Origin of the sequence: Clostridium sp. AF29-8BH (assembly GCF_003478145.1) — a bacterium.
Classification (GTDB): Bacteria; Bacillota; Clostridia; order Lachnospirales; family Lachnospiraceae; genus Otoolea; species Otoolea fessa.
The window spans coordinates 1-20,909 of record NZ_QUEL01000012.1; the positions used below are offsets into that span (position 1 = coordinate 1).

At 48.7% G+C, this 20,909-nt stretch carries 17 protein-coding genes and 3 pseudogenes; 6 read left to right on the forward strand and 14 right to left on the reverse strand.

The features are described 5' to 3' along the window. The 3 genes and pseudogenes from DWZ16_RS16770 to DWZ16_RS08690 all read right to left on the reverse strand — a co-directional run. A pseudogene (locus tag DWZ16_RS16770) lies at positions 1 to 285 on the reverse strand (collagen-like protein); the annotation flags it as partial. 207 nt (positions 286 to 492) lie between these two features. Then, on the reverse strand, positions 493 to 1,608 hold the full coding sequence (locus DWZ16_RS08685) for a glycosyltransferase family 2 protein (protein ID WP_118522624.1): 1,116 nt from the start codon (positions 1,606 to 1,608) through the stop codon (positions 493 to 495). Positions 1,609 to 1,783: 175 nt separating this feature from the next. Continuing rightward, positions 1,784 to 2,911: a carbohydrate kinase family protein gene (locus DWZ16_RS08690; protein ID WP_118522625.1), complete on the reverse strand. Its 1,128-nt coding sequence runs from the start codon at positions 2,909 to 2,911 to the stop codon at positions 1,784 to 1,786. 354 nt (positions 2,912 to 3,265) lie between these two features. On the opposite strand from DWZ16_RS08690, the gene DWZ16_RS16775 reads away from it, so the two are divergent. The 6 genes and pseudogenes from DWZ16_RS16775 (at position 3,266) to DWZ16_RS08720 (ending at position 7,923) form a co-directional block, all read left to right on the forward strand. Next, a complete protein-coding gene (locus tag DWZ16_RS16775) occupies positions 3,266 to 3,853 on the forward strand; it encodes a TraX family protein (RefSeq protein ID WP_118522626.1) in 588 nt (195 codons plus the stop codon). 19 nt (positions 3,854 to 3,872) lie between these two features. After that, entirely contained in the window at positions 3,873 to 4,052 is a 180-nt protein-coding gene (locus DWZ16_RS16780) for a TraX family protein (protein WP_118522627.1), read from the forward strand. 342 nt (positions 4,053 to 4,394) lie between these two features. Then, positions 4,395 to 4,616 carry a FeoA family protein gene (locus DWZ16_RS08705; RefSeq protein ID WP_022359014.1) on the forward strand — a complete coding sequence of 74 codons (222 nt, stop codon included), beginning with the start codon at positions 4,395 to 4,397 and terminating at the stop codon, positions 4,614 to 4,616. Positions 4,617 to 4,710: 94 nt separating this feature from the next. Continuing rightward, positions 4,711 to 4,935, forward strand: coding sequence for a FeoA family protein (locus DWZ16_RS08710; RefSeq protein WP_022359013.1), 225 nt, complete (start codon positions 4,711 to 4,713; stop codon positions 4,933 to 4,935). A 32-nt stretch (positions 4,936 to 4,967) separates the two neighbouring features. Beyond that, positions 4,968 to 7,150, forward strand: a pseudogene (gene feoB, locus DWZ16_RS08715) (ferrous iron transport protein B). A gap of 353 nt (positions 7,151 to 7,503) precedes the next feature. Continuing rightward, entirely contained in the window at positions 7,504 to 7,923 is a 420-nt protein-coding gene (locus DWZ16_RS08720) for a heavy-metal-associated domain-containing protein (protein WP_107000658.1), read from the forward strand. A gap of 140 nt (positions 7,924 to 8,063) precedes the next feature. Here DWZ16_RS08720 and DWZ16_RS08725 read toward each other — a convergent pair whose 3' ends face one another. The 11 genes and pseudogenes from DWZ16_RS08725 to DWZ16_RS08770 all read right to left on the reverse strand — a co-directional run bounded on the left by DWZ16_RS08725 (position 8,064) and on the right by DWZ16_RS08770 (position 20,687). Beyond that, positions 8,064 to 8,384 carry a rhodanese-like domain-containing protein gene (locus tag DWZ16_RS08725; RefSeq protein WP_117796172.1) on the reverse strand — a complete coding sequence of 107 codons (321 nt, stop codon included), beginning with the start codon at positions 8,382 to 8,384 and terminating at the stop codon, positions 8,064 to 8,066. 226 nt (positions 8,385 to 8,610) lie between these two features. Further along, on the reverse strand, positions 8,611 to 8,811 hold the full coding sequence (locus DWZ16_RS08730; RefSeq protein WP_107000506.1) for a hypothetical protein: 201 nt from the start codon (positions 8,809 to 8,811) through the stop codon (positions 8,611 to 8,613). Positions 8,812 to 9,075: 264 nt separating this feature from the next. Beyond that, positions 9,076 to 9,795 carry a C40 family peptidase gene (locus DWZ16_RS08735; RefSeq protein WP_022359330.1) on the reverse strand — a complete coding sequence of 240 codons (720 nt, stop codon included), beginning with the start codon at positions 9,793 to 9,795 and terminating at the stop codon, positions 9,076 to 9,078. Positions 9,796 to 10,179: 384 nt separating this feature from the next. After that, the gene (locus tag DWZ16_RS16785) at positions 10,180 to 10,716 is read right to left on the reverse strand and encodes a HAMP domain-containing sensor histidine kinase (RefSeq protein WP_412694313.1); all 537 of its coding nucleotides are present in this window, start codon (positions 10,714 to 10,716) and stop codon (positions 10,180 to 10,182) included. After that, positions 10,713 to 11,936: a histidine kinase dimerization/phospho-acceptor domain-containing protein gene (locus DWZ16_RS08740; RefSeq protein ID WP_412694314.1), complete on the reverse strand. Its 1,224-nt coding sequence runs from the start codon at positions 11,934 to 11,936 to the stop codon at positions 10,713 to 10,715. The genes DWZ16_RS16785 and DWZ16_RS08740 overlap by 4 nt, the downstream gene beginning before the upstream one ends. After that, positions 11,933 to 12,609 (reverse strand): annotated as a pseudogene (locus DWZ16_RS08745) (response regulator transcription factor). Before DWZ16_RS08745 ends, DWZ16_RS08740 begins: the two are co-directional and overlap by 4 nt. 358 nt (positions 12,610 to 12,967) lie before the next feature. Beyond that, positions 12,968 to 14,776: an aspartate--tRNA ligase gene (gene aspS / locus DWZ16_RS08750; RefSeq protein ID WP_022359327.1), complete on the reverse strand. Its 1,809-nt coding sequence runs from the start codon at positions 14,774 to 14,776 to the stop codon at positions 12,968 to 12,970. A gap of 53 nt (positions 14,777 to 14,829) precedes the next feature. Continuing rightward, a complete protein-coding gene (gene hisS, locus DWZ16_RS08755; protein ID WP_118522628.1) occupies positions 14,830 to 16,092 on the reverse strand; it encodes a histidine--tRNA ligase in 1,263 nt (420 codons plus the stop codon). A gap of 148 nt (positions 16,093 to 16,240) precedes the next feature. Further along, a complete protein-coding gene (gene hemZ, locus DWZ16_RS08760; RefSeq protein ID WP_118522629.1) occupies positions 16,241 to 17,692 on the reverse strand; it encodes a coproporphyrinogen dehydrogenase HemZ in 1,452 nt (483 codons plus the stop codon). After that, complete coding sequence (locus tag DWZ16_RS08765; protein WP_022359324.1) at positions 17,689 to 18,333, reverse strand: MBL fold metallo-hydrolase; 645 nt, start codon at positions 18,331 to 18,333, stop codon at positions 17,689 to 17,691. The genes hemZ and DWZ16_RS08765 overlap by 4 nt, the downstream gene beginning before the upstream one ends. 68 nt (positions 18,334 to 18,401) lie before the next feature. Next, on the reverse strand, positions 18,402 to 20,687 hold the full coding sequence (locus DWZ16_RS08770; RefSeq protein ID WP_022359323.1) for a RelA/SpoT family protein: 2,286 nt from the start codon (positions 20,685 to 20,687) through the stop codon (positions 18,402 to 18,404). Positions 20,688 to 20,909: the final 222 nt, after the last annotated feature.

The window sequence follows — 20,909 nt, forward strand, 5'->3', positions numbered from 1 at the left end:
GCCCAGCTGGACCCGCAGGACCGGTAGCGCCGGTCGCCCGGTCGGACCAGTCGGACCAGCCGGACCCGTAGCGCCGTCCAGTCCATCGAGTCCGGCAGCACCAGTGGGACCGACAGGTCCGATCGGTCCGGGGCAGCCGCGTGGTCCTATGGGACCGGGACGACAGCAGTTGTAGGGTTCAAAAGAACCGGGACAGCCGCGATCGCGTCCATAGCCTCCATAGCCGTTATTTTCATAGTCACTATCATCAAAATAGTAGGGATAATTACATGAATGGCGAAACATAAAAAACTCCTTTCCAGATTTAGGACATCCATCCTGATGTAGTATATGTGTGCGATGAAAGAGATGTGCATTAGTAGAAAAGGGCTGGGAAATGTGGAATATTATAAGTGTGGAAGACGGTAAGAATGAATGTAGGAAGTGTGGATGCCGCTGGATGGAACGACTCCCAGTCCGCCGCTCAGACCACTGCAGAGGTCGGAGAGAATGTCACAAGATAGGTAATCCGTTTGTTTTATGGTTTGAGGATATGGTTTGAAAGTATTCTTCATTTGTCAAAACCGCCGGAGAATCCGGGCGGATTTTTTTTGTTTCCTTATGATAATACAGTGCCTTATCATAGTTTCCCATCCGATCATAGCAGACGCAGAGCTGGATTAAAGGAATGAAATCATAGTAATCAGTTTCGATAAAGGCATTTGGATGATATTCTGGCCGGTCTTTTAGGGCAAGCTGGTACCAGAAAACAGCTTGAGAAATTTCTCCGAGGGAAAGTTTCAACCGTCCAATCTCACAGCAGGTTTTAGCACGTGGGCGGTCGTAGAGGAAACTCTGGAACAGAGAAAGCTGGCTGGCAGCCGTATTTCTGAGCATTTCATGGCAGCGCGCCAGAAGCAGACAGGCATCTATCTTATTTTCATACCATCCGGCCGGTTCGTTCAGGAAATGTTCCAGAACCGGGCGGGCTTTTTCGTATTGTTTGTGGTCGATGAGTTCGCGGGCGTAGTAGTATTGATGGCGCGGATCGAGCAGTTCGCCGTCTGCAAGCATTGTTTCATAGATTTTCAGGTTCCGGTCAGAATGGGTGAAAGCGGAAGCAGGCTTCCGGTGTTCGATCTGAATAGGAGAATAGAGAATTCTGCCGCGTGGCGCGATGGCTTCGTGGACGCGTCCTTTCCAGAGAAAATGCCGGTCCGTTCGCAGAATCCGTTCGCGATCGTAGGTAAATGCAGGTGTGCCGTCCGGCTGGAATCCAGCGATGTATTTCATCATGACAACGTCGGGCTGCGGGGATTTGCTTAAAGTTTCTTTCAACTTTAAAATCGCTGTAATCGATTCTGCGGGAACGACATCGTCGGCGTCGAGCCACATCCAGTATTCGGTTGTGACCTTTTCACAGATGAAATTGCGCGCGGCGGCGAAATCATCGTTCCACGGATAGTGATAAATATGTTTGGTGTATTGCCGGGCGATTTCTACAGTTCGATCGGTGGAACCGGTGTCGGCGACGAGGATTTCATCCGCAAATTGTATGGCAGATGCTAAAACACGCGTCAAAACGGCTTCTTCATTTTTGACGATCATACATAGGCTGAGGCGGATCATGGGATCTCCAAAATCAATATCAAATTGATATTAATATATGAAAGAAGTTTTTTGATGTGTACAGACATTATATATATAATTATATAAGGATAAACAGGAGAAAAGTAACGTACTTTTCTCCTGAAATGATGGCTGCAATTCACGCTGCGCTATTTAACAGCACTTGAAAAAAATATTATAGAGCTTCGAAAAAAGCATCGGTCAATTTCTGTATATTCAGATACGGGTTCTCATAATCAAAACTACGCATCCGTCCCTTGGCAGCCAGAACACCGAGCTGAATCGGCGCAGCGATATCCGAATTGAGCCGATCATCGAGCATACCGCTGATGAAACCGCCGGCAAAGGAATCACCGGCGCCGGTATCGTTGTTTAACTGGTACTGGTAGAGCTTTTTGTGGCGGACTGTGCGGATCTGACATACGCCGTCCTTAAAATGGATCAGCTCATGGCGGTCATCGTGCTTGACAATGAGGGTGCGGGTGGGATCCGGGTTGATCGCAGAAAAATACTCACAGAGGTTCGCGTAGAGCGGACGGGCGCTGCGGGCATTGAAGCCGAGGTTTTTCTTTTCGGATTTATTTAAGAAAACATAATCGGCATATGCGATCAGTGGCTGTAAGCGCTCACGGCGCAGCGATGTATACTCAAAACCAGGATCCATGCTGACTTTCATGGCAGGATTTAAATGTTTTGCCTGGATGACCGATTGCATGATTGCCTCGAATTGGTCGAAATCAGACAGGGATGACAGATGGATCCAGCGGGCCTGCGCGAGGTACTCCGCCAGTGTGGTTCCCGTCCGGGCTTCCTGTTCATGGATGCGGTCTAAGAGCGTGTTGTTGGCACACGGCGCGATCTTGATGCAATTGCGCGTGTGATTATAAAGGCGGACAATCGATTTGGCAATCGCTTTGGAATATGGATCGTCGAAGCGCTCGCGCGTGGTAAACAGCCAGTCACGGTTATCCAGGTGCGCCAGCTCGGCGTCAATGTCATTTGTCTTGCCGAAGCGCAGATCGAATGGACTGGGCGTGCCGCACACGCCGACGTAAGCGACCTGCAGGTTAGGGAGAATATGCTTTGCCACTTTCAGGGTGATGAAAGCAGAACCGCCGATCTGGGTTGTGTATTCCTTGCCTTTTATCGCCAGCTCCTGAATATCGTTTTCCACATCGGAAATCGGGTTGCTTAAGTTCTCGTCGCCTCCACCGGCGGATGTCTCCACCAGATCAAGCCCGGTGCAGTGAAACATATAGTCATAATTGATAGCGCCAATGCAAATAATATCTAAACCTGCCATGAGATTCTACCTCTTTTGTCCGTGTATTTTTTAGTATTTAAAATGAAGAGCGGTGCGGGATTTTTGCTTTTTCAGCAGGATCTCGCACCAGCACCATTTACAGAATATAACACGGTTTTTCGTTTGTCAAATAAAATGTAAAATTAGTGTAAAAAAGACGCGGAAAAGTGCCGAAAAGCCTTTATTTATAAGGAAAAACTACATTTTTTTATTAGAGAAAATAAAGAAAAAAGATGAGGAGAAAGAGTGGAAAATGAGAATGGGAAAATAGGGGAGATGGAGAAAAAGGGAATGGAAAAGTGCGGATGGACAGCGGGTGAAATGTTCAGTATAATTTGATGGAATAGAGATAGAATGGACAGGAAACGAAGGGAGGAGAGTGCGATAAAAGATCGAATCAAGGAAAAGCAGAATGAGAAATCAGAGGGGATGGAAAGAGCGGTTTTAACCCGCCTCCATCTCAGCGCCTCCGCCCTTAAATATATAGCACTCCTGGCGATGACGGCAGACCACATTGCGGTGATCTGCAGACCGGTTCCGGGATTCCGGACATTTGGGGATCTGGCGTTTCCATTGTTCGCCTTTTTATTAGTAGAAGGTTTTTTTCACACGCGGGATCGCAGATGTTATGGACGGAGGCTGCTTTTGGCGGCGGCTGTGTCGGAGATTCCGTATGATCTGGCATTTTCCGGACGGTGGATGGATGCACAGCACCAGAATGTCTGCCTGACCTTTTTTCTGGCGCTGGTTGCGATGGAGCTGTTAGAGCGGTATGGAAACGGTATCTGGGAGAAGCTGGTGCTGACGGCAGTGTTCTGCACGCTGACAGAAGCGGCGGGAGCAGACGGCGGCGCATGGGGGATGGGACTGGTGCTGGCATTTTATTTTTGTGTAATAGGAAATTCAGGCACTAACGTGCCAAGGCACATTTTTTTTTCATGAGAAAACGGCGGGGGTGTTTATGAAGATGATTGCCGCCGTCCTCATCGGCGCGTTCGCGTGGCAGGAACCCCTCTGGGTACTGGCGCTCACGGCTGTTTGCCTCCTGTTATATGACGGTTACAGAGGTCGGAGCAGATTCCGTTCGTTCTTTTACATCTATTATCCGGCGCATCTTCTGGTGCTGTATTTTTTGTCATAGAAAACCTTGTCCTATGACAAAAAAGCTCCGTGGGATGACTTTTAATTATGGGAATTTTTGACAATTTTCGGGCGTAAAACACGCCCTTTTTTTATTTCCAGACCGGGCAAAAAAACTTGACAATAAAGTTAGCATGTGCTAACCTTATGTATGAGTTAGGAATAACTAATGAAAATTAGTCTCATCTAATGAAAATTAGCTATGTCTAATAATTGTTAGCAGAAACTAATGAGAATTAGCGTACGCGAATCAATTAGATTAGTAGCAGATGAAAAGAGCCGTTTCCGCTAAGTGAGACATCATGACGGGCAGAATGCGGAAACACAGAGGAAGGAGAATCGTATGCAGGGAGCAATGCCGATTTCGATGGCAACCGTTGGAACCGCCTATACGATCAAAAAGATCAGCGGAAACACAGAGGTTCGTTCTCATTTAAAATCCATGGGATTTAACGAGGGAACCGAAGTAAAATTGATAACCCAGCTGGACGGAGACGTGATTATTCACGTAAAGGAGTCCAGAGTGGCTATAAATAAGGATCAGGCAAGACACATTCTGGTCTAAGGCAAGGGAATGGGGATATTCCGGAGCAGGTTGTATGGTACAAAAGCAGACGGAATCCCGAGTGAAAAATTGGAATGGTTAGGAGGAACAGAGAATGACGCTTAAAGATGCACAGGTTGGATCTACCGTCAAAGTTGTCAAGATTCATGGCGAAGGCGCATACAAACGCCGCATCATGGATATGGGCATCACGAAGGGAAGCGAGATTTTTATTCGAAAAGTAGCTCCGCTGGGCGATCCGGTAGAGGTTACGATTCGTGGATATGAGCTTTCACTTCGTAAAGCCGATGCTGAGTGCGTAGATGTTCAGACAGTTTAATAAGTTTGATTAAAAAAGCAGGAGGATGAAAAATGGCAATTCATATTGCTTTGGCGGGTAACCCGAACTGCGGTAAAACAACCATGTTTAACGCACTGACGGGTGCAAACCAGTATGTAGGTAACTGGCCGGGTGTTACAGTTGAGAAGAAAACCGGTAAATTAAAAGATGCTTCGGGAGAGAGGTAAATGTAACGGACCTTCCGGGAGTTTATTCCCTTTCTCCGTATACACTGGAGGAAGTTGTAACCCGTGATTTTATCTTAAAAGAGAATCCGGATGTCATCGTAGACTTAGTCGATGCAACCAACATTGAGCGTAACCTGTATCTGACCACACAGCTGATCGAGACAGGTATTCCGGTTGTTATCGCTTTAAATATGTGCGATCTTCTGAAGAAGAACGGCATCAACATTGATGTAAAGGCACTGTCCAAGAAACTTGGCTGCCCGATCATTGAGACTTCCGCGCTGAAGAAAACCGGTCTGAAGGAAGTCATTGCAGAGGCAATCAAAGTTGCAAAGAGCCATGCAGCAGGCACTGTAAGTGCTATTTTCGAGAGCAGCGTAGAGGATAAAGTAAGCGCAATCGAGGCAGAGCTTCCGTCCAGCATTCCGGAAGCAGAGAAGAGATGGTACGCAATTAAAATTCTTGAGAACGACAGCAAGGTTGCAGAGCAGCTTGGTCTTAGTGCAGACAACCGTTTCTCCCGTTACACCAAGGAGCTGGAGAAAGAGTTTGATGATGACGCTGAGTCCGTTATCACTGACCAGAGATATGTATACATTCAGAAGGTTATCGAGGAGACCGTAAAGAAACCGGCTCAGAAAATGAGTCTTTCTGATAAGATCGATAGCATCGTAACCAACCGTTTACTTGGTATTCCGATCTTTGTTCTTGTTATGTGGGCGGTTTACTATGTATCCGTTACTACCGTGGGTACATTCGTAACAGACTGGACCAATGATACATTTGTTGGTGCAATTCAGGGCTGGGCTGGCGATGCGCTGGCAGCAGCAGGCGCTTCCGACCTGATTGTAAGCCTTGTAGTGGATGGTATCATCGGCGGTGTTGGCGCCGTTCTTGGTTTCGTTCCGCAGATGGCTATCCTGTTCCTGTTCCTTTCCATTCTGGAAGATTGTGGCTACATGGTACGTATCGCATTCGTTATGGACCGTGTATTCCGTCACTTCGGACTGTCCGGTAAGAGCTTTATCCCGCTGCTGATTTCTTCTGGCTGCGGCGTTCCTGGTATCATGGCTTCCAAGACCATCGAGCAGGACAACGACAGACGTCTTACCATCATGACGGCAACTTTCGTTCCGTGTGGTGCGAAGCTGCCGGTTATCGCTCTGATGGGCGGTGTTATGGCTGGTTATATGAGCGGCGATATGGATCTGGCTACTATGATGGCTCCGATCATGTACTTTGTAGGTATCGCTGCGGTTCTTGTATCCGCTATCATGTTAAAGAAGACAAAACCGTTCTCCGGCAAACCAGCTCCGTTCGTTATGGAGCTTCCGGCGTACCACATTCCGTCCGCTAAGACCGTTCTCCTTCATGTTTGGGAGCGTCTGAAGGGATTCATCATCAAGGCTGGTACAATCCTGTTCCTGGCTTGCGTTGTTATGTGGTTCCTGTCCTCCTTCGGATTTGTAGACGGTGGATTTGGTCTGGTAGAAGAATCTGCAGATTCTATCCTGGCTATGCTGGGTGGTGCTATCGCAATCCTGTTCCGTCCGCTTGGTTTCGGCGAGTGGCAGCCGGTTGCAGCTTCCATCACTGGTTTCACAGCAAAAGAGGCTATCGTTTCCACCATGGGTGTTCTGGCGAATGTATCCGAGGATCTGTCTGAGGAGACCGATGTCGTAGCAGCAGCTATCCAGACATGGTTCCCGACAACCATCGCAGCCTTTACATTCCTGCTGTTCAACCTGCTTGACTCTCCGTGTCTGGCAGCTATCGCAACGATGGCACAGCAGCTCCAGTCCAGAAAATGGTTCTGGTTCGCTATCCTGTATCAGAATCTCTTCGCTTACGCTGTATCCCTGATTGTATATCAGTTAGGTGGTCTGGTACTTGGCGCAGTTGCATTCAACGTATGGACTATCGTGGCAGCAGTCCTTTTGGTATTCATGCTCTTCATGCTGTTCCGTCCGGATCCATACAAGGATCAGAAGAGCTACACAAGAAGCTCTGTAGAGGCAGCTTCATAAGTTAGTTTCTAAATGAAAAATAAAACAGGTTCTGCCGTCCGGCCGGTGGTTTTGCGTTTCCGCTGACCGGGCATCGGCAGGTGCCTGTAATCATAAGTGATAAAATCAATCCTTTATAAGGCTGCCTCGGATAGCAGAATGAAAGTCTGCTGTTTGGAGGCAGTTTTATTCGATTTCAAAAAAGAAAAGGAGAAAGCATAGATGGGGGATTCATCCGGATCCATGTTTTATGGTGTGATTGGTTTTCTGGTAGTTTATTTTGTAGGATATTTTATCTGTCGTGTGTATGATAAAATAAAAAAGATACTCCGAAGCCATTCATCGAAAAGTCAGAGAAGAGAGGACGATAACGTATGAGACCGATTGATATTGGAATTTTAATTGTAGTAGCGATTTTGCTTTTGCTGGCATTACGTTCGGCGATCCGTCATTACACGGGAAAGGGCGGCGGATGCTGCGGATGCTCCGGTGGAAGCTGCGGTTCCTGCGGCAGCGATGGGAATGCTGGTGCGCGCGGCGAAGATCTTTCCAAGAAAGCGGTTACAGCGGGTACCCCGTCCAAGATCATGCGGATCGAGGGTATGCACTGTGCAAACTGCAAGAAATCCGTTGAAAAAGCCCTGACCGCCCAGAACGGCGTCATCCGTGCAGATGCGGACGTAGACAGAGGCATTGCCCGCGTGTTCTATGAGAATGGCGTGGACGATGCGAAGCTGCAGGAAGCGGTTGAAAAAGAGGGATTTGTGGTTAAGAATATTGAGACGGTTGTTTAAGAGAAAAGTGTGATCCTGTTCTGGTGTTACTGTTCACGCAAACGTGCCCAGTAACGGAATTTGCCGTGGCTTCGCATTTAAATACGGCAAATTCCTGCTGCCACCACGTTTTCTTACGGCACTTTCGGTTCCAAAAGTGCCTACCCGTGTACAATAACACTGCACTGATACTTTCCCTGATAAAAGCGGTAACCGCCGCCCAGATTATAAACCTCATATCCCATCCGGTCATACCAGCCGCACACCAGAAGGCTTTCACTCCCCCGCGCACAGTAAAACAGAAGCGGACGTTCACCTGTAAGTGTCTGCCGGTTATCCTGAAGCCATAAAAATGGAATATTTTCCGCCTCGCAGAGGTGAGACACATTATATTCTTCCGGCGTCCGAAGGTCAATCAGCCGTCCCGTGTACCCTTGCTCCAGCCACGCGTCCAGATACCGCACCGGTATGGTCTGATACATCCGTCATCCCTCCTCATTTTATACAAAAACGGTTTCTGACAGAACCCGATTTCTTTTTTACCTCTATGTAATATTAATATATGCTTTGTCCGGCGGACAGGTGTCAGAGGAGATGCGGCAGCCTCTTCCATTGGCACGAAAGTACAAAAGACGAACAAATGCCGGGAAACGGTGGATATTCCGCATTCCCGGCATTCACTATTTTTTCTCTTATCTGCCTGTCTCATCAGTCACAATCGCTGTAATCATCCTCTGTCTTGTCCTGATACTGGTTTTTAGAGCTATTTCTGGAACGGTTCTGGCTCTGGTTCTGCATGCGGTTCTGGCTCTGGTTGGAACCATAATTAGAGCTGTTCTTGGATGCATTTTTGGTGCTGTTTTTCTCGGCACTGTTATCATAGTTGCTGTAACTGTTTTTGCTTGACATAAGTCATTCCTCCTAAATTCCTGCCCTGTCAGGTTTTCTACGTGTCGGTTCCGGCTTCCTGTGAACAGCCGCTTAACCGTCACTTTCTTGTTACAGGTCTTAGTATGGAATTTTACTGCGAAAGTATGCAGGGTAATTCTTACTTTTTATGCCAGTAATATTTTTTTGTTTCATCGGACGCAATTTCCTATGAAATCAAAAAACATCTGCATCCAACCCTTTTTTCATGAAAAGGTTCAATGCAGATGTTTCGTAAATTCATTCTTAACCCAGCACGTTCACAATCTTAACCGGTGTGCGGTAGTTCCATGGGGAAGTCTTGATGCCGGTCCTTTCAGTTGAAGCATGTACCACTTTGCCGTCGCCGATATACATCGCTACATGGTTGATACCTCTTCCGCTTCCGTAGAAAATCAGGTCACCCGGCTGCATCTGGTCAGCGCTGATTGCTGTACCCTGCTTGGACTGGGAAGTTGAAGAACGGTTCAGGCTCACACCGGCACCGTGCTGCATCACATATTTCGTAAAACCAGAACAGTCAACCCCTGTGTGCGGGTCGCTGCCGCCAAATTTATAACGTCCACCTACAAACTGCAGTGCATAATTGACTAACTGCTCTCTGGTCGAGAGATTGCTCTGCTCTGCGACAAATGCATCTGCGACTGCAGCTGCTTCCTCTGCCTTGCTGAGCATAACGCTACTCTGAACCTTCAAATAGCCTTCCATCTCACCGGCCGCTACCTTGATCCAGCTGTCATCTGCCTTTCCAACTACGTCATAGGACTCGCCCTTTTCAGCCATCGCTACTACTTCTGAGTTTTCATCCTCATCCGCATAGATCGAAAGGTCTGCTGCCACGGTTGCCACCATGTCGCTCTCATAACCTGTAGACGGCCCCGCAAAAGCTGCCTGCGCGCTACCAATGGTCAGCATTGAGCACACGCATACCATACTGAAAAGTTTCTTTGTTCTATTTAAATTCATGCTTCAAAACTCCTTAATTAGATTTCGTGATTCCCGCAGATATTGCTGAAACAAAAGAATCGAGTCCCAATCGCTGTGGTGTTATCTATCGTTCGAAATGTTACATAATTATTAAATCTTGTTACATTGTTATTATATTTTCTTTTCTTTTCGTTGTCAAGGAAATGACGGATCTTTTATATTTATTTAAGATTTTAATTTCGGACAAAAAAACGCAAAAACACAGGGAATTTCAACCATATTGGGACAAAATATTTTTGCCCCAGGCTGCCGAAATTCCCTGTATTTTCAAGTGTTTTTTATATCATCTCATATATAATGCAAATCACGATTCTGAAACATATTTCATAATTCTAAGATTCTGTCTCTGGCAAAATTTTATTTTCATTTTTCACCAGCCGTGTCCAGCGTAAACCAGAACTCCACACCGTTCTCATGGTTCTTCACACCGCACGCCTTATGGTGCATCTCCATGATCGCCTTGACGATCGAAAGCCCGATGCCGCTGCCGCCATATTCCCGCGTTCTCGCTTTATCTACCTTGTAAAACTTCGTCCAAAGGTTCGGAAGCGCTTCGTCCGGGATCGGATTTCCCGTGTTAAATACTTCCACGCAAACCTCTTTTCCATCGCGCCGGTGGTCAATCCGAATCTGAATCTTCTTCTCCCTGCCACCCACATGATGAATCGCGTTCGTCAGGTAATTGGTGATGACTTCCTCTATTTTAAATTCATCGCCCATGACGTAGACTGGTTCCTTCCCGTCAAAATCCACAGTCAGCTCATTCTGCTTAAGCAGCACACCGGAAGAAGAAATCACACTGGCAATCAGCTCCGTCAGGTCAAACCGCTCCACAGACAGCCGTTCTCCCCCAAATTCCAGCGCCGTCAAGGTCAGAAGTTGGCGCACCATCCGATTCATTTTCCAGCCTCGTCCATGATAACGCCGCAGTAATAATCGCGGTTCTCCTTGTCCTCCGCCATGCCCTCGACGAGTCCTTCCGCATAGCCCTGAATCAGCGCGATCGGCGTCTTTAACTCATGCGACACATTCGCAATGAACTCCTTCCGCATCTCATCGATCTGCACTTTCTCGTCAATATCCTTTTTAAGCTGTGCATTCGCCTCTTTCAGTTCCCCGATCGTTGTCTTGAGGCGCTCCGAAAGCACATTCATGCTGTTTCCAAGCGTATCAATTTCCTCCGTCGAGCGGCGGCTTGTCTCATAGCGGGCATCAAAATCCAGGTTCGACATCTTTTCCGACAGCTCCGACAGCCGTTTGATCGGCATTGTAATGTGCCGGGTAATAAAATAAATCAGAATACTTCCCGCCAGAATTACCACGATTCCAACAAACATCAGAAACCGGTTTGAGATAGCCGCACTCTCATGGATGCTCTCCATCGGCATCGTCATGATGAAAATGGTCGCATTATCCGAGAAAAATCCCCAGCTTTCCAGATAAAACGTCTTGCTGAGCGGGTCAAACGTCTTCTGAATCATGTAGTTGTCATATTCCCGCAATACATCCCGCTTCGCCCCCGCATGGCCGACGATATAGCGCCGCACCCGGTCACGCATGACTTCCACATCCCGCGCCGAGGAGACGAGTGTCTGGTCACTCTCGCTGTCATATAAAAGCAGGGAAATATTCGACCGGTCACGCAGCTCGCGGATCACATTTGCCAGCCGGACACCGCCGCTCGAAGCTTCCTCCCCATCCAGTGCATCCGCCGATGCATCCTCCGAATCATCCTCCAGCACCACCGTGTCACCTTCCGCATATTCCCCCAGCGCATCCTGTGTCTCATCGCCAGCCCTATCACCGGTTCCATTTTTACCAGACTGAGCCGAACCGTCATCCGCACTGTACATATCAGAACTTCCATCTTTCGACTTCTGGTACTCTTTCCAGCCCGAATTCAGCTCCGCCTGTGCGTCCTCCAGCGAACTCTCGCCATTCCGGACCTCATCCTGGATAATCGCGTCAATCGCCCGATATCCCTTTTCCAGCGTATGAATCTTATAATTCTGGTAATATCCGGACAGAAACCAGTTATTGATACACCAGATAAGCGCGATTGCAACCGTCATCAACCCGGCAAATATGATTGTAAATTTCCATCGGACCGAACGTTTCATTCGCTTACCTCAAATTTGTAGCCCATGCCCCAGATCGTCTTGATGTACTCGCCTTTCTCGCCCAGCTTACTCCGAAGCTTCTTCACATGCGTATCGATCGTCCGCGCATCGCCGAAATAATCATAATTCCATACATTATTCAGAATTTTTTCTCTCGAAAGCGCAATTCCCTGATTCTCCGCAAAATACGTCATCAGCTCAAATTCCTTGTAGCTTAAATCCACCGGTTTTCCATCCACGCTGACCTGATGTGCCGTCTTATCAATGTGGATGCCGCCCACATCGATCACATCCTGGCTGCCGCCGTTGCTGCGGCGCAGGATCGCCTCCACACGTGCGACCAGGATCTTCGGACTGAACGGTTTGGAAATATACTCATCCACGCCCAGATTAAAGCCCTGCAGCTCGTCGCTCTCCTCGCCTCTCGCCGTCAGCATGATGATCGCACCTGCGAATACTTGCGGATCGTCTTCACAACCTCCCAGCCGTCCATCTTCGGCATCATCACATCCAGAAGAATCAGCGCAATGTCCTTCTGCTGGAAAAACAGATCCACCGCCTCCTCGCCGTCCCCGGCTTCCAGCACCTGATACCCTTTAATCGAAAGGAAGTCCTTCACCAGCTTCCGCATCCTCGCCTCATCGTCCACGACCAGTATTTTAATCTTATCCATAAAATCTTCACCTCATTTATTTTACTCTGCCGTGTATGACAGAACCTTTTTCCACGCTGTCATATCCTGATTACATTCTCAATCTGTCTGTATTTTAGCAGATTCGGGTGGGAGATTCCATAGGTTCACAAAAGATTCATAGTTTCTACCACATATAGAAAAGAGAGTCCTTTTCCATCCTCCTGGGTTCCCCAATGCAAGCAATTTATATATTCAGTTGCCAAGGACAAATGGAACTTTTTCATCTCACACGCAAAACAGGACTGTCCGACAAAATCCAGTATTTCCCTGCATTTCTCATCCAGCCCTGTTTGCTTTCTATTTCACAGTCTTTCCAGGCTGTTCCATATCTTACATTTTATTCTTCGGTTTTCTCCGCCTCTTCGCTCTCAACCACGCCAATCGAAAGATCCTGCAGCTGTTTCGGATCAACCTGAGACGGTGCTTCCATCATCAGGCAGGAAGCATCTTTTACCTTCGGGAATGCGATGACGTCGCGGATGCTGTCTGCACCGACCATCAGCATAACCATACGGTCCATACCGTAAGCCAGACCAGCGTGCGGCGGTACTCCGTATTTAAATGCGTCTAACAGGAAGCCGAACTGCTCCTGTGCTTTCTCCTTCGTGAATCCAAGAACCTCAAACATCTTCTCCTGGATGTCTGCCTGATGGATACGGACAGAACCGCCGCCCATCTCGGTACCGTTCAGGACGATATCGTATGCTTTTGCACGTACCTTGCCCGGATCGGTATCGATCAGCGGAAGATCCTCTTCCATCGGCATGGTAAATGGATGGTGCATAGCTACGTAGCGATCCTCTTCCTCTGAATATTCAAGCAGCGGGAACTCGGTTACCCACAAGAACTTGAAATCATCCTTCTTTAAGAGGTCAAGCTGTCTAGCGATCTCCAGACGTAAGTTTCCAAGTACATCAAATACAACTTTATCCTTGTCAGCTGCGAACAGAAGCAGATCACCCGGCTTACCGCCCATAGCAGCCACCAGTGCATCCAGCTCTTCCGGCTTCATGAACTTGGAGAAGGAGCACTTGTAGGTACCGTCCTCATGGATTGCCAGATATGCAAGACCTTTTGCACCAAAGCCTTTTGCATACTCAACCAGCGCATCGATCTTCTTTCTCGGCATAGCGCCCTGTCCTTCTGCGTTGATACCGCGGACAGAGCCGCCATTTTCCAGTGCGCTCTTAAATACAACAAACTCGCAGTCTTTTACTACATCCGATACGTTTTTCAACTCCATGCCGAAACGCAGATCCGGCTTATCGGAACCGAAACGATCCATTGCCTCGCGCCAGGTCATACGCTGGATCGGAAGCTGCAGATCGTAATTGCAGATCTCCTTGAAGAGCTTCTTTAACAGACGCTCATTGACATCCAGAACGTCCTCAACGTCAACGAAGGAAAGCTCCATATCGATCTGGGTAAACTCAGGCTGACGATCGGCTCTTAAGTCCTCGTCACGATAGCAGCGTGCCAGCTGGAAGTAGCGGTCATATCCAGAACACATCAGAAGCTGTTTTAACAGCTGCGGAGACTGCGGCAGTGCATAGAAGCTGCCCGGATGTACACGGCTCGGTACCAGGTAGTCTCTCGCGCCCTCCGGAGTACTTTTAATCAGAGTCGGAGTCTCAATCTCAAGGAAGCCTTCCTCTGCTAAGAATGCACGGGTCAGGATAGCCACGCGGCTTCTTGTCATCAGGTTTCTCTGGATATCCGGACGTCTCAGATCCAGGTAACGGTATTTCAGGCGAAGATCCTCTTTGGTTTTGGAGTTCTCCTCGATCGGGAACGGCGGTGTCTCAGACTCTGCCAGAATGCGGAGGTAATCCGCGCGGATCTCAATCGCACCTGTCTTTAAGTTTTCATTTACTGCACCGGAACGTGCCTCTACGCGTCCGGTTACAGCGATAACGAACTCGCTTCTCAGCTTTTCTGCCTTTGCAAAGCTCTCAGCGCCGCAGTCAGCTTCCTCGAAGATCAGCTGCAGGATACCAGAACGATCCCGCAGATCCACGAAAATAATGCCGCCTTTATTTCTGCTCTTCTGAACCCAGCCCATAACGGTTACTTTCTCACCGATATTGGCAGTTCCCAGCTCGGTACAGCGATGGGAACGTTTCAGTCCTGCCATAGATTCTGCCATGATAGTATTTCCTCCGTTTATTATAGTTTTATCTGAAAAATTCAAAAACTGAATCACTTCAAACTGTCTTTGTAAAATTCCACGATCTCCTCGTAGCCGTCCTTCGCCAGCTGCTCCTTCTGGAATTTCTTGTTCTTGTTCATCTGTGCGACTGCCACGCGGGTGCCGTTAGCGCGCTCTTCCTGTGCTTTCTTTAAGACGGCACGGAACTGCTCGCCGCTTAAACCTTTCTCATACAGGAATGCTTTCTTGCCGGCTGCCTCCGGTACTTTGAAACCGGAATCCATCAGGATCGTGATGATACGCTCAAAACCGATGGAAAATCCGCACGCCGGTGTATCGACGCCGGTAAATTTGCCGATCAGCTTGTCGTAACGTCCGCCGCCTGCAACGGAGCCGCCGAAGCCTTCCATGGAAACCTCAAAAATCGTTCCGGTATAGTAGCCCATGCCGCGCACCAGCGTCGGGTCAAATTCAAGACCAAACTCAATGTCTGCGACAGCTTTAACTGTCTCCATGATCGCAGCCAGATTCTCTGCCTTTGCCGGATCCATCACGCCAGAAAGCTTCTCACCCAGCGCGCGGACGCCTGCCGCATCGTTCTGAATCTCTGCCAGAAGTCCGGTGTATTTCTCAACCGCCTCTGGCGCATAACCTTCTGCAAGCAGCTCTTCGCGGACACCGTCCAGACCGATCTTATCCATCTTATCGAGAATGATAAATACCTTATCGGTCTCATTTTCCGGAAATCCGCTGTAATCTGCCATACCCTTTAAAATCGCACGGTCGTTCACGCGGACGGTGTATGCCTTGTCCGGGCAGATGCGCTTCAGCGCCTTGGTAAGCGCCAGAATCTCCTCGATCTCAGCCAGGTTTGTCGCATCACCTAAAATATCGATATCACACTGTACAAACTGACGGAAACGCCCCTTCTGCGGACGATCGGCACGCCATACGCTTCCGACCTGCAGCGCCTTGAACGGCGCTGATAAATTAGCAGAATTGTTTGCATAATAACGGCTGAGCGGCAGAGTTAAGTCATAGCGGAGACCACCGTCTACGACATCTGCCTCTGTCTGTGCTGCCTCGACGTTCAGCTTCTCGCCTCTCTTTAAAATCTTGAAGATCAGCTTCTCATTGTCGCCGCCCTGCTTGCTGGTCAGGTTCTCAATGTGCTCCACGCACGGAGTCTCGATCGCTGAGAAGCCGTATCCGCGGTAGGTATCTTTGATGATATTCAGCACATAATCCCGGATCTCCATCTCGCCCGGAAGAATGTCCTTCATGCCTGTAACTGGTTTTTTCTTTAAAGCCATGTGTCAAACTCCTTCTATGTCTTTCTGCGACCATATTTCCCGCGCAAAGAAAACTTCACTTTTCCATGCTGGAAACTGGATTTTTATGTTTCTCTGTTACAAAGTGTTTTTCTGCATCTGACACCCTGTATCTGTGAATTTTTCGTTTTTACTCTCTTCGTCCAAGCAGCTTCTCTTTCCGCCCGATCATCTCATCGATCCGGTCGATATACTGCTCAACTTCCTTGACGTTCTCCGCCCTCTCAATCCGGTTTTCTGCCGGGAAATAAACCTTGGTAGTCGTTCCCGCACCGCAGGCGGCGATCGTCTGTTTTTCTTCCATAATCAATATATTATAGAGACATTCCTTGCCCGGAACCGCATAACCGACATTTTCAAAATTGCCCGCCATATTTTTCTGGCGGTAGAGATAGTACGGTTTCAGTCCCATCTCCTCGGCATACTGCGCGGTCAGGTCAATCATCTCCTGTGTATTGACAATCTTCAGATTTCCGTAGCGCTCCTTATAGATATTCAGGCGCGCCGCGCGCTTGATCGCCAGCGAATGCACCGTCACGCTGTCCGGTCTGAGTGCCTTGATCTCCTCCATTGTCTGGCGGACATCGTCGATCGTCTCCTCCGGCAGACCCACGATCAGATCCATATTGATATTGTCAAACCCCAACTCCCGCGCCAGCAGGAATTTTTCCTTCACATCCTCCACCGTATGACGGCGTCCGATGAGGTCAAGCGTCGCCTGCTTCATCGTCTGCGGATTGATGGAAATACGGGAAATGCCGTGATTCCGGAGCACCTGCAGCTTTTCGCGCGTGATGCTGTCCGGACGTCCCGACTCAACGGTAAATTCAACTGCCTGTTCCACCGGGAATAATTCTTCCACCTTTGTCAGGATCTCATCCAGATCCTGCGGATTTAACGAGGTCGGTGTGCCGCCTCCAAAATAGATGGTCGAAAGCGGGCGATCCTTCATCTGCTCCGCCACATATTCCATTTCCTTAAAAAGCGCCTCTTTGTAGAGGTCCATCCGTTTTTCCCATTTCACAATCGGAAACGACGTAAACGAACAGTACAGGCAGGTTGTCGGACAGAACGGGATTCCCACATACAGGCTGTACCCATTCTCATAATCGATCGTGGACAGCAGGCGTCTCTCGCGCTCCGCCACGTCGATGCTCAGATCGATCTTTTCCTTGCTGGTGAAATACGTCTCGCGCATATAGGTCTCGATCTGCTCGTCCGTCCAGCCATCATACAGCTTCGTGAGCGCAATCTTCGTCGGACGGATGCCGGTAAGCGTCCCCCACGGAAGCTCTCTGCCGGTCTGGGCACTCAAAAGACGGTATAACGTCTGTTTGATCTCATTTTTCGTCTCAAAACGGTTGGAAAAATCCGGATAAATCAAAGCAAAGTGAACAGCTTCTTTCTTCACCGGCGTCACATCCAGTGAAAACGAGTTTCCGTCCCGGACTCCCCGTACAATCAGCTCCACCTCCCCGGCTTCCTCTTCCTTGTGCGTAAATGTCTCGCCCGGATAAAATGCCATCAGGAGCTCACGGATATCCTGTTCAAAGGACGCGTCATTTAACAAAATCGCTATCATGCTTCGCGCCCCCTGTATCCCGCCAGCGGATTGTACTGTTTTTCGTCGGCGATCGTCGTATATCCCATGTGTCCCGGATATACATTCGTATCATCCGGCAGGTTCAGAAGGATATCTGCCACCGAATGAATCATCTGACGTCCGCTTCCAGTCGGGAAATCGATGCGTCCGTAAGAACCTTCAAATAAGGTATCTCCCGAAAACAGCACCTTCTCTGATTTTACATAATAACAACAGGAACCTTCTGTATGTCCCGGTGTATGAAGCATCTGGAACGTGTAGCCCGCTGCCTCGAACGTCTCTCCATCCTTCAAAAGCATATCCGCTTTCAGATGCAGACCGCCGCCCTGAAACTGGACGGACAGGTTCTTATCCGGATCCGCCAAGACCGCCTGCTCCTGCTCACAGGCATAGACCGGCACGCCCAGATCCCGTCTCAGCTCTTCCATCGCCGTCACATGGTCAAAATGTCCATGAGTCAGCAGAATCGCCTTTGCCTTCGCTCCGGTCTGCGCCAGTGCATCCTCGATCCGCGCCGCCTCATCGCCCGGATCGACAATCACAGCTTCTTTCGTCTCCGGATGCACCGCAATATAACAGTTCGTCTGGACCATTCCCACGATCAGCCGTTTTATCTCCATCTTTTCCTCCTAATAATATGTGAAACTTTCACAGGGTGTAAGTACCTGTGAAATATAGAGAGAACCGCTTATCCGGCAGTTCTCTCTATATCTAATACTCCTTCAATCTGTCTGAGTTTATCAGATAATTTATTTAATTCCTCAATTCCGTGGATATCGAACGTCATGACGATCGTCGCCTTGCCCTGCTTGCTTGTCCGCACATTCATCGAGGTAATGTCGATCTGGCGCTCGGTAAATACCTTGGAAATATCCACAAACATGCCGATGCGGTTGTTCGCATAGATCTTGATTTCGGTGGAGTATTTTTCCGTGCCCGTCTGTGCTTCCGGCTGCTGCCACTCGGCTTCAATCAAGCGCTCACGCTCTTCCTGCGGCAGATTCATCACATTGATGCAGTCCGTCCGGTGGATCGAGATACCGCGTCCCCTTGTGACAAATCCGACGATCTCATCGCCCGGAACCGGGCTGCAGCACTTCGAAAAACGAACCGCCAGATCGTGGATTCCCTTGACAACGATACCGCTCTTCGACTTCCCGGCTGCGATCACCGGAACCTTGTTTCCATCCGACGCCATGTTATCGAGGATCGTCGTATCGGTTACTTCCTTCTTTAACTTCTTGTTGCGCTCATCCAGCATCTTGTTGATGACCTGTCCCTCTTTGAGGGCGCCATGTCCGATCGATGCCAGAACGGAATCCCAGTCACGGTACGCATAGCGCTTCATGACCTTTTCCATATATTCCGGTTTATTTAACTCTGAATAATTGATGTCCTTCGCCTTACAATATTTATCCAGAAGCGCACGGCCGCGCAGAATATTGTCCTCTTTCAGCTCGCTCTTGAACCACTGGTTGATCTTATTCTTCGCCTGTGTGCTCTTAACCAGTTTCAGCCAGTCGCGGCTCGGTCCCTTGGAATTCTGGGAGGTAATAATCTCGACACGGTCACCATTTTTAATGACATAATCGATGTTGACCAGTTTTCCGTTGACACGGGCACCAACCATCTTGTTGCCGACCGCACTGTGGATCGAATACGCAAAATCGATCGGGGTGGAACCGCTCGGCAGGTTCTTGACATCGCCCGTCGGGGTAAAGCAGTATACATCATCCGTAAAGAGATCCAGATCACTCTTTAAGAGACTTAAGAACTCTTTATTATCGGACATATCCCGCTGCCATTCCAGGATCTCACGCAGCCAGGAAAGCTTTGCCTCGGCGCTGTCAATCGCCGCCTTGCTGCTGCCGCTCTCCTTATATTTCCAGTGTGCCGCGATACCATACTCAGCGGTACGGTGCATCTCATAGGTGCGGATCTGAATCTCAAACGGCTGTCCGCTGCTGCCAATCAGAGTCGTATGCAGCGACTGGTACATATTCGGTTTCGGCATGGCAATATAATCTTTAAAACGTCCCGGAATCGGTTTGTACATCTCATGGATGACACCGAGCGCCGCATAACAGTCTTTCACGCTCTCCACGATAATCCGGACCGCAAAAATATCATAGATCTGATCCAGCGTCTTGTCCTGGTTTACCATCTTTTTATAGATGCTGAAGAAATGTTTCACACGGCCGTCTACCTTGGCTTCGATGCCCGCATCGTCCATATGTTTCTTGACTTCATCCATAATCTTATGGATAAACGCCTCCCTGGTGTCCTTACGAAGCGCCAGTTTTTCGGACAATTCTTTGTAAACCTCCGGCTGGAGATATTTGAGAGACAAATCATCCAGCTCGGTCTTGATCTTGGAAATACCGAGACGATCAGCAATAGGCGCGTAGATATCCATCGTTTCACGCGCCTTTTCTTTCTGTTTTTCCGGCTTCATATATTGAAGCGTCCGCATATTGTGCAGACGGTCTGCCAGCTTAATCAGGATAACCCGGATGTCCTTCGCCATCGCTAAGAACATCTTACGCAGGTTTTCCGCCTGAATCTCTACTTTATCGATCGTCCACGAGATCTGGGTCAGCTTGGTAACACCGTCTACTAAAAGTGCTACCTCCTCGCCAAAGATCGCCGTGATCTCCTCCTCTGTCATGACCGTATCTTCCACGACATCGTGCAGGATACCTGCCACCAGAGTCTCTTTATCCAGCTCCAGATCCGCCAGAATGATCGCCACACAGAGCGGATGGATGATATACGGTTCACCTGATTTACGCCTCTGGTCCTTGTGTGCGTCATACGCGATCTGGTACGCTTTCTCAATCATGCTGATGTCATCCGACGGATGGTACTTGCGAATGGCGGCAATCAACTCATTATACAGTACCTCCGGACTCGTAAAATCCGCCGGCGCTTCAATTTCCTGATCCAGCTTTTTTATTTTATCCAAATTTCCCATATATGCCTCCTGACCCTTCCGTAGATAACTGAAACGCCTGCCGTTCGGAATCCGGAAAGCGGTTCACGCAAATGAAATAAAATATTATATAGAATACCCCTATTATACGAATATTTGACAAAAAATGCAACGGCAAACTATTTTGTTACTGTTCACGCAAACGTGCCCAGTAACGGAATTTGCCGTGGCTTCGCATTTCAATACGGCAAATTCCTGCTGTCA

Coding starts and splice junctions, on each gene's coding strand:
- DWZ16_RS08740 (WP_412694314.1), bottom strand. CDS start 11,936: ATGAAACGTTCGGTCCGATGGAAATTTACAATCATATTTGCCGGGTTG.
- DWZ16_RS16775 (WP_118522626.1), top strand. CDS start 3,266: ATGGACAGGAAACGAAGGGAGGAGAGTGCGATAAAAGATCGAATCAAG.
- DWZ16_RS08730 (WP_107000506.1), bottom strand. CDS start 8,811: ATGTCAAGCAAAAACAGTTACAGCAACTATGATAACAGTGCCGAGAAA.
- DWZ16_RS16780 (WP_118522627.1), top strand. CDS start 3,873: ATGAAGATGATTGCCGCCGTCCTCATCGGCGCGTTCGCGTGGCAGGAA.
- DWZ16_RS08705 (WP_022359014.1), top strand. CDS start 4,395: ATGCAGGGAGCAATGCCGATTTCGATGGCAACCGTTGGAACCGCCTAT.
- aspS (WP_022359327.1), bottom strand. CDS start 14,776: ATGGCAGAATCTATGGCAGGACTGAAACGTTCCCATCGCTGTACCGAG.
- DWZ16_RS08725 (WP_117796172.1), bottom strand. CDS start 8,384: ATGTATCAGACCATACCGGTGCGGTATCTGGACGCGTGGCTGGAGCAA.
- DWZ16_RS08770 (WP_022359323.1), bottom strand. CDS start 20,687: ATGGGAAATTTGGATAAAATAAAAAAGCTGGATCAGGAAATTGAAGCG.
- hemZ (WP_118522629.1), bottom strand. CDS start 17,692: ATGATAGCGATTTTGTTAAATGACGCGTCCTTTGAACAGGATATCCGT.
- DWZ16_RS08690 (WP_118522625.1), bottom strand. CDS start 2,911: ATGGCAGGTTTAGATATTATTTGCATTGGCGCTATCAATTATGACTAT.
- DWZ16_RS08735 (WP_022359330.1), bottom strand. CDS start 9,795: ATGAATTTAAATAGAACAAAGAAACTTTTCAGTATGGTATGCGTGTGC.
- hisS (WP_118522628.1), bottom strand. CDS start 16,092: ATGGCTTTAAAGAAAAAACCAGTTACAGGCATGAAGGACATTCTTCCG.
- DWZ16_RS08765 (WP_022359324.1), bottom strand. CDS start 18,333: ATGGAGATAAAACGGCTGATCGTGGGAATGGTCCAGACGAACTGTTAT.
- DWZ16_RS08685 (WP_118522624.1), bottom strand. CDS start 1,608: ATGATCCGCCTCAGCCTATGTATGATCGTCAAAAATGAAGAAGCCGTT.
- DWZ16_RS08710 (WP_022359013.1), top strand. CDS start 4,711: ATGACGCTTAAAGATGCACAGGTTGGATCTACCGTCAAAGTTGTCAAG.
- DWZ16_RS08720 (WP_107000658.1), top strand. CDS start 7,504: ATGAGACCGATTGATATTGGAATTTTAATTGTAGTAGCGATTTTGCTT.
- DWZ16_RS16785 (WP_412694313.1), bottom strand. CDS start 10,716: ATGAATCGGATGGTGCGCCAACTTCTGACCTTGACGGCGCTGGAATTT.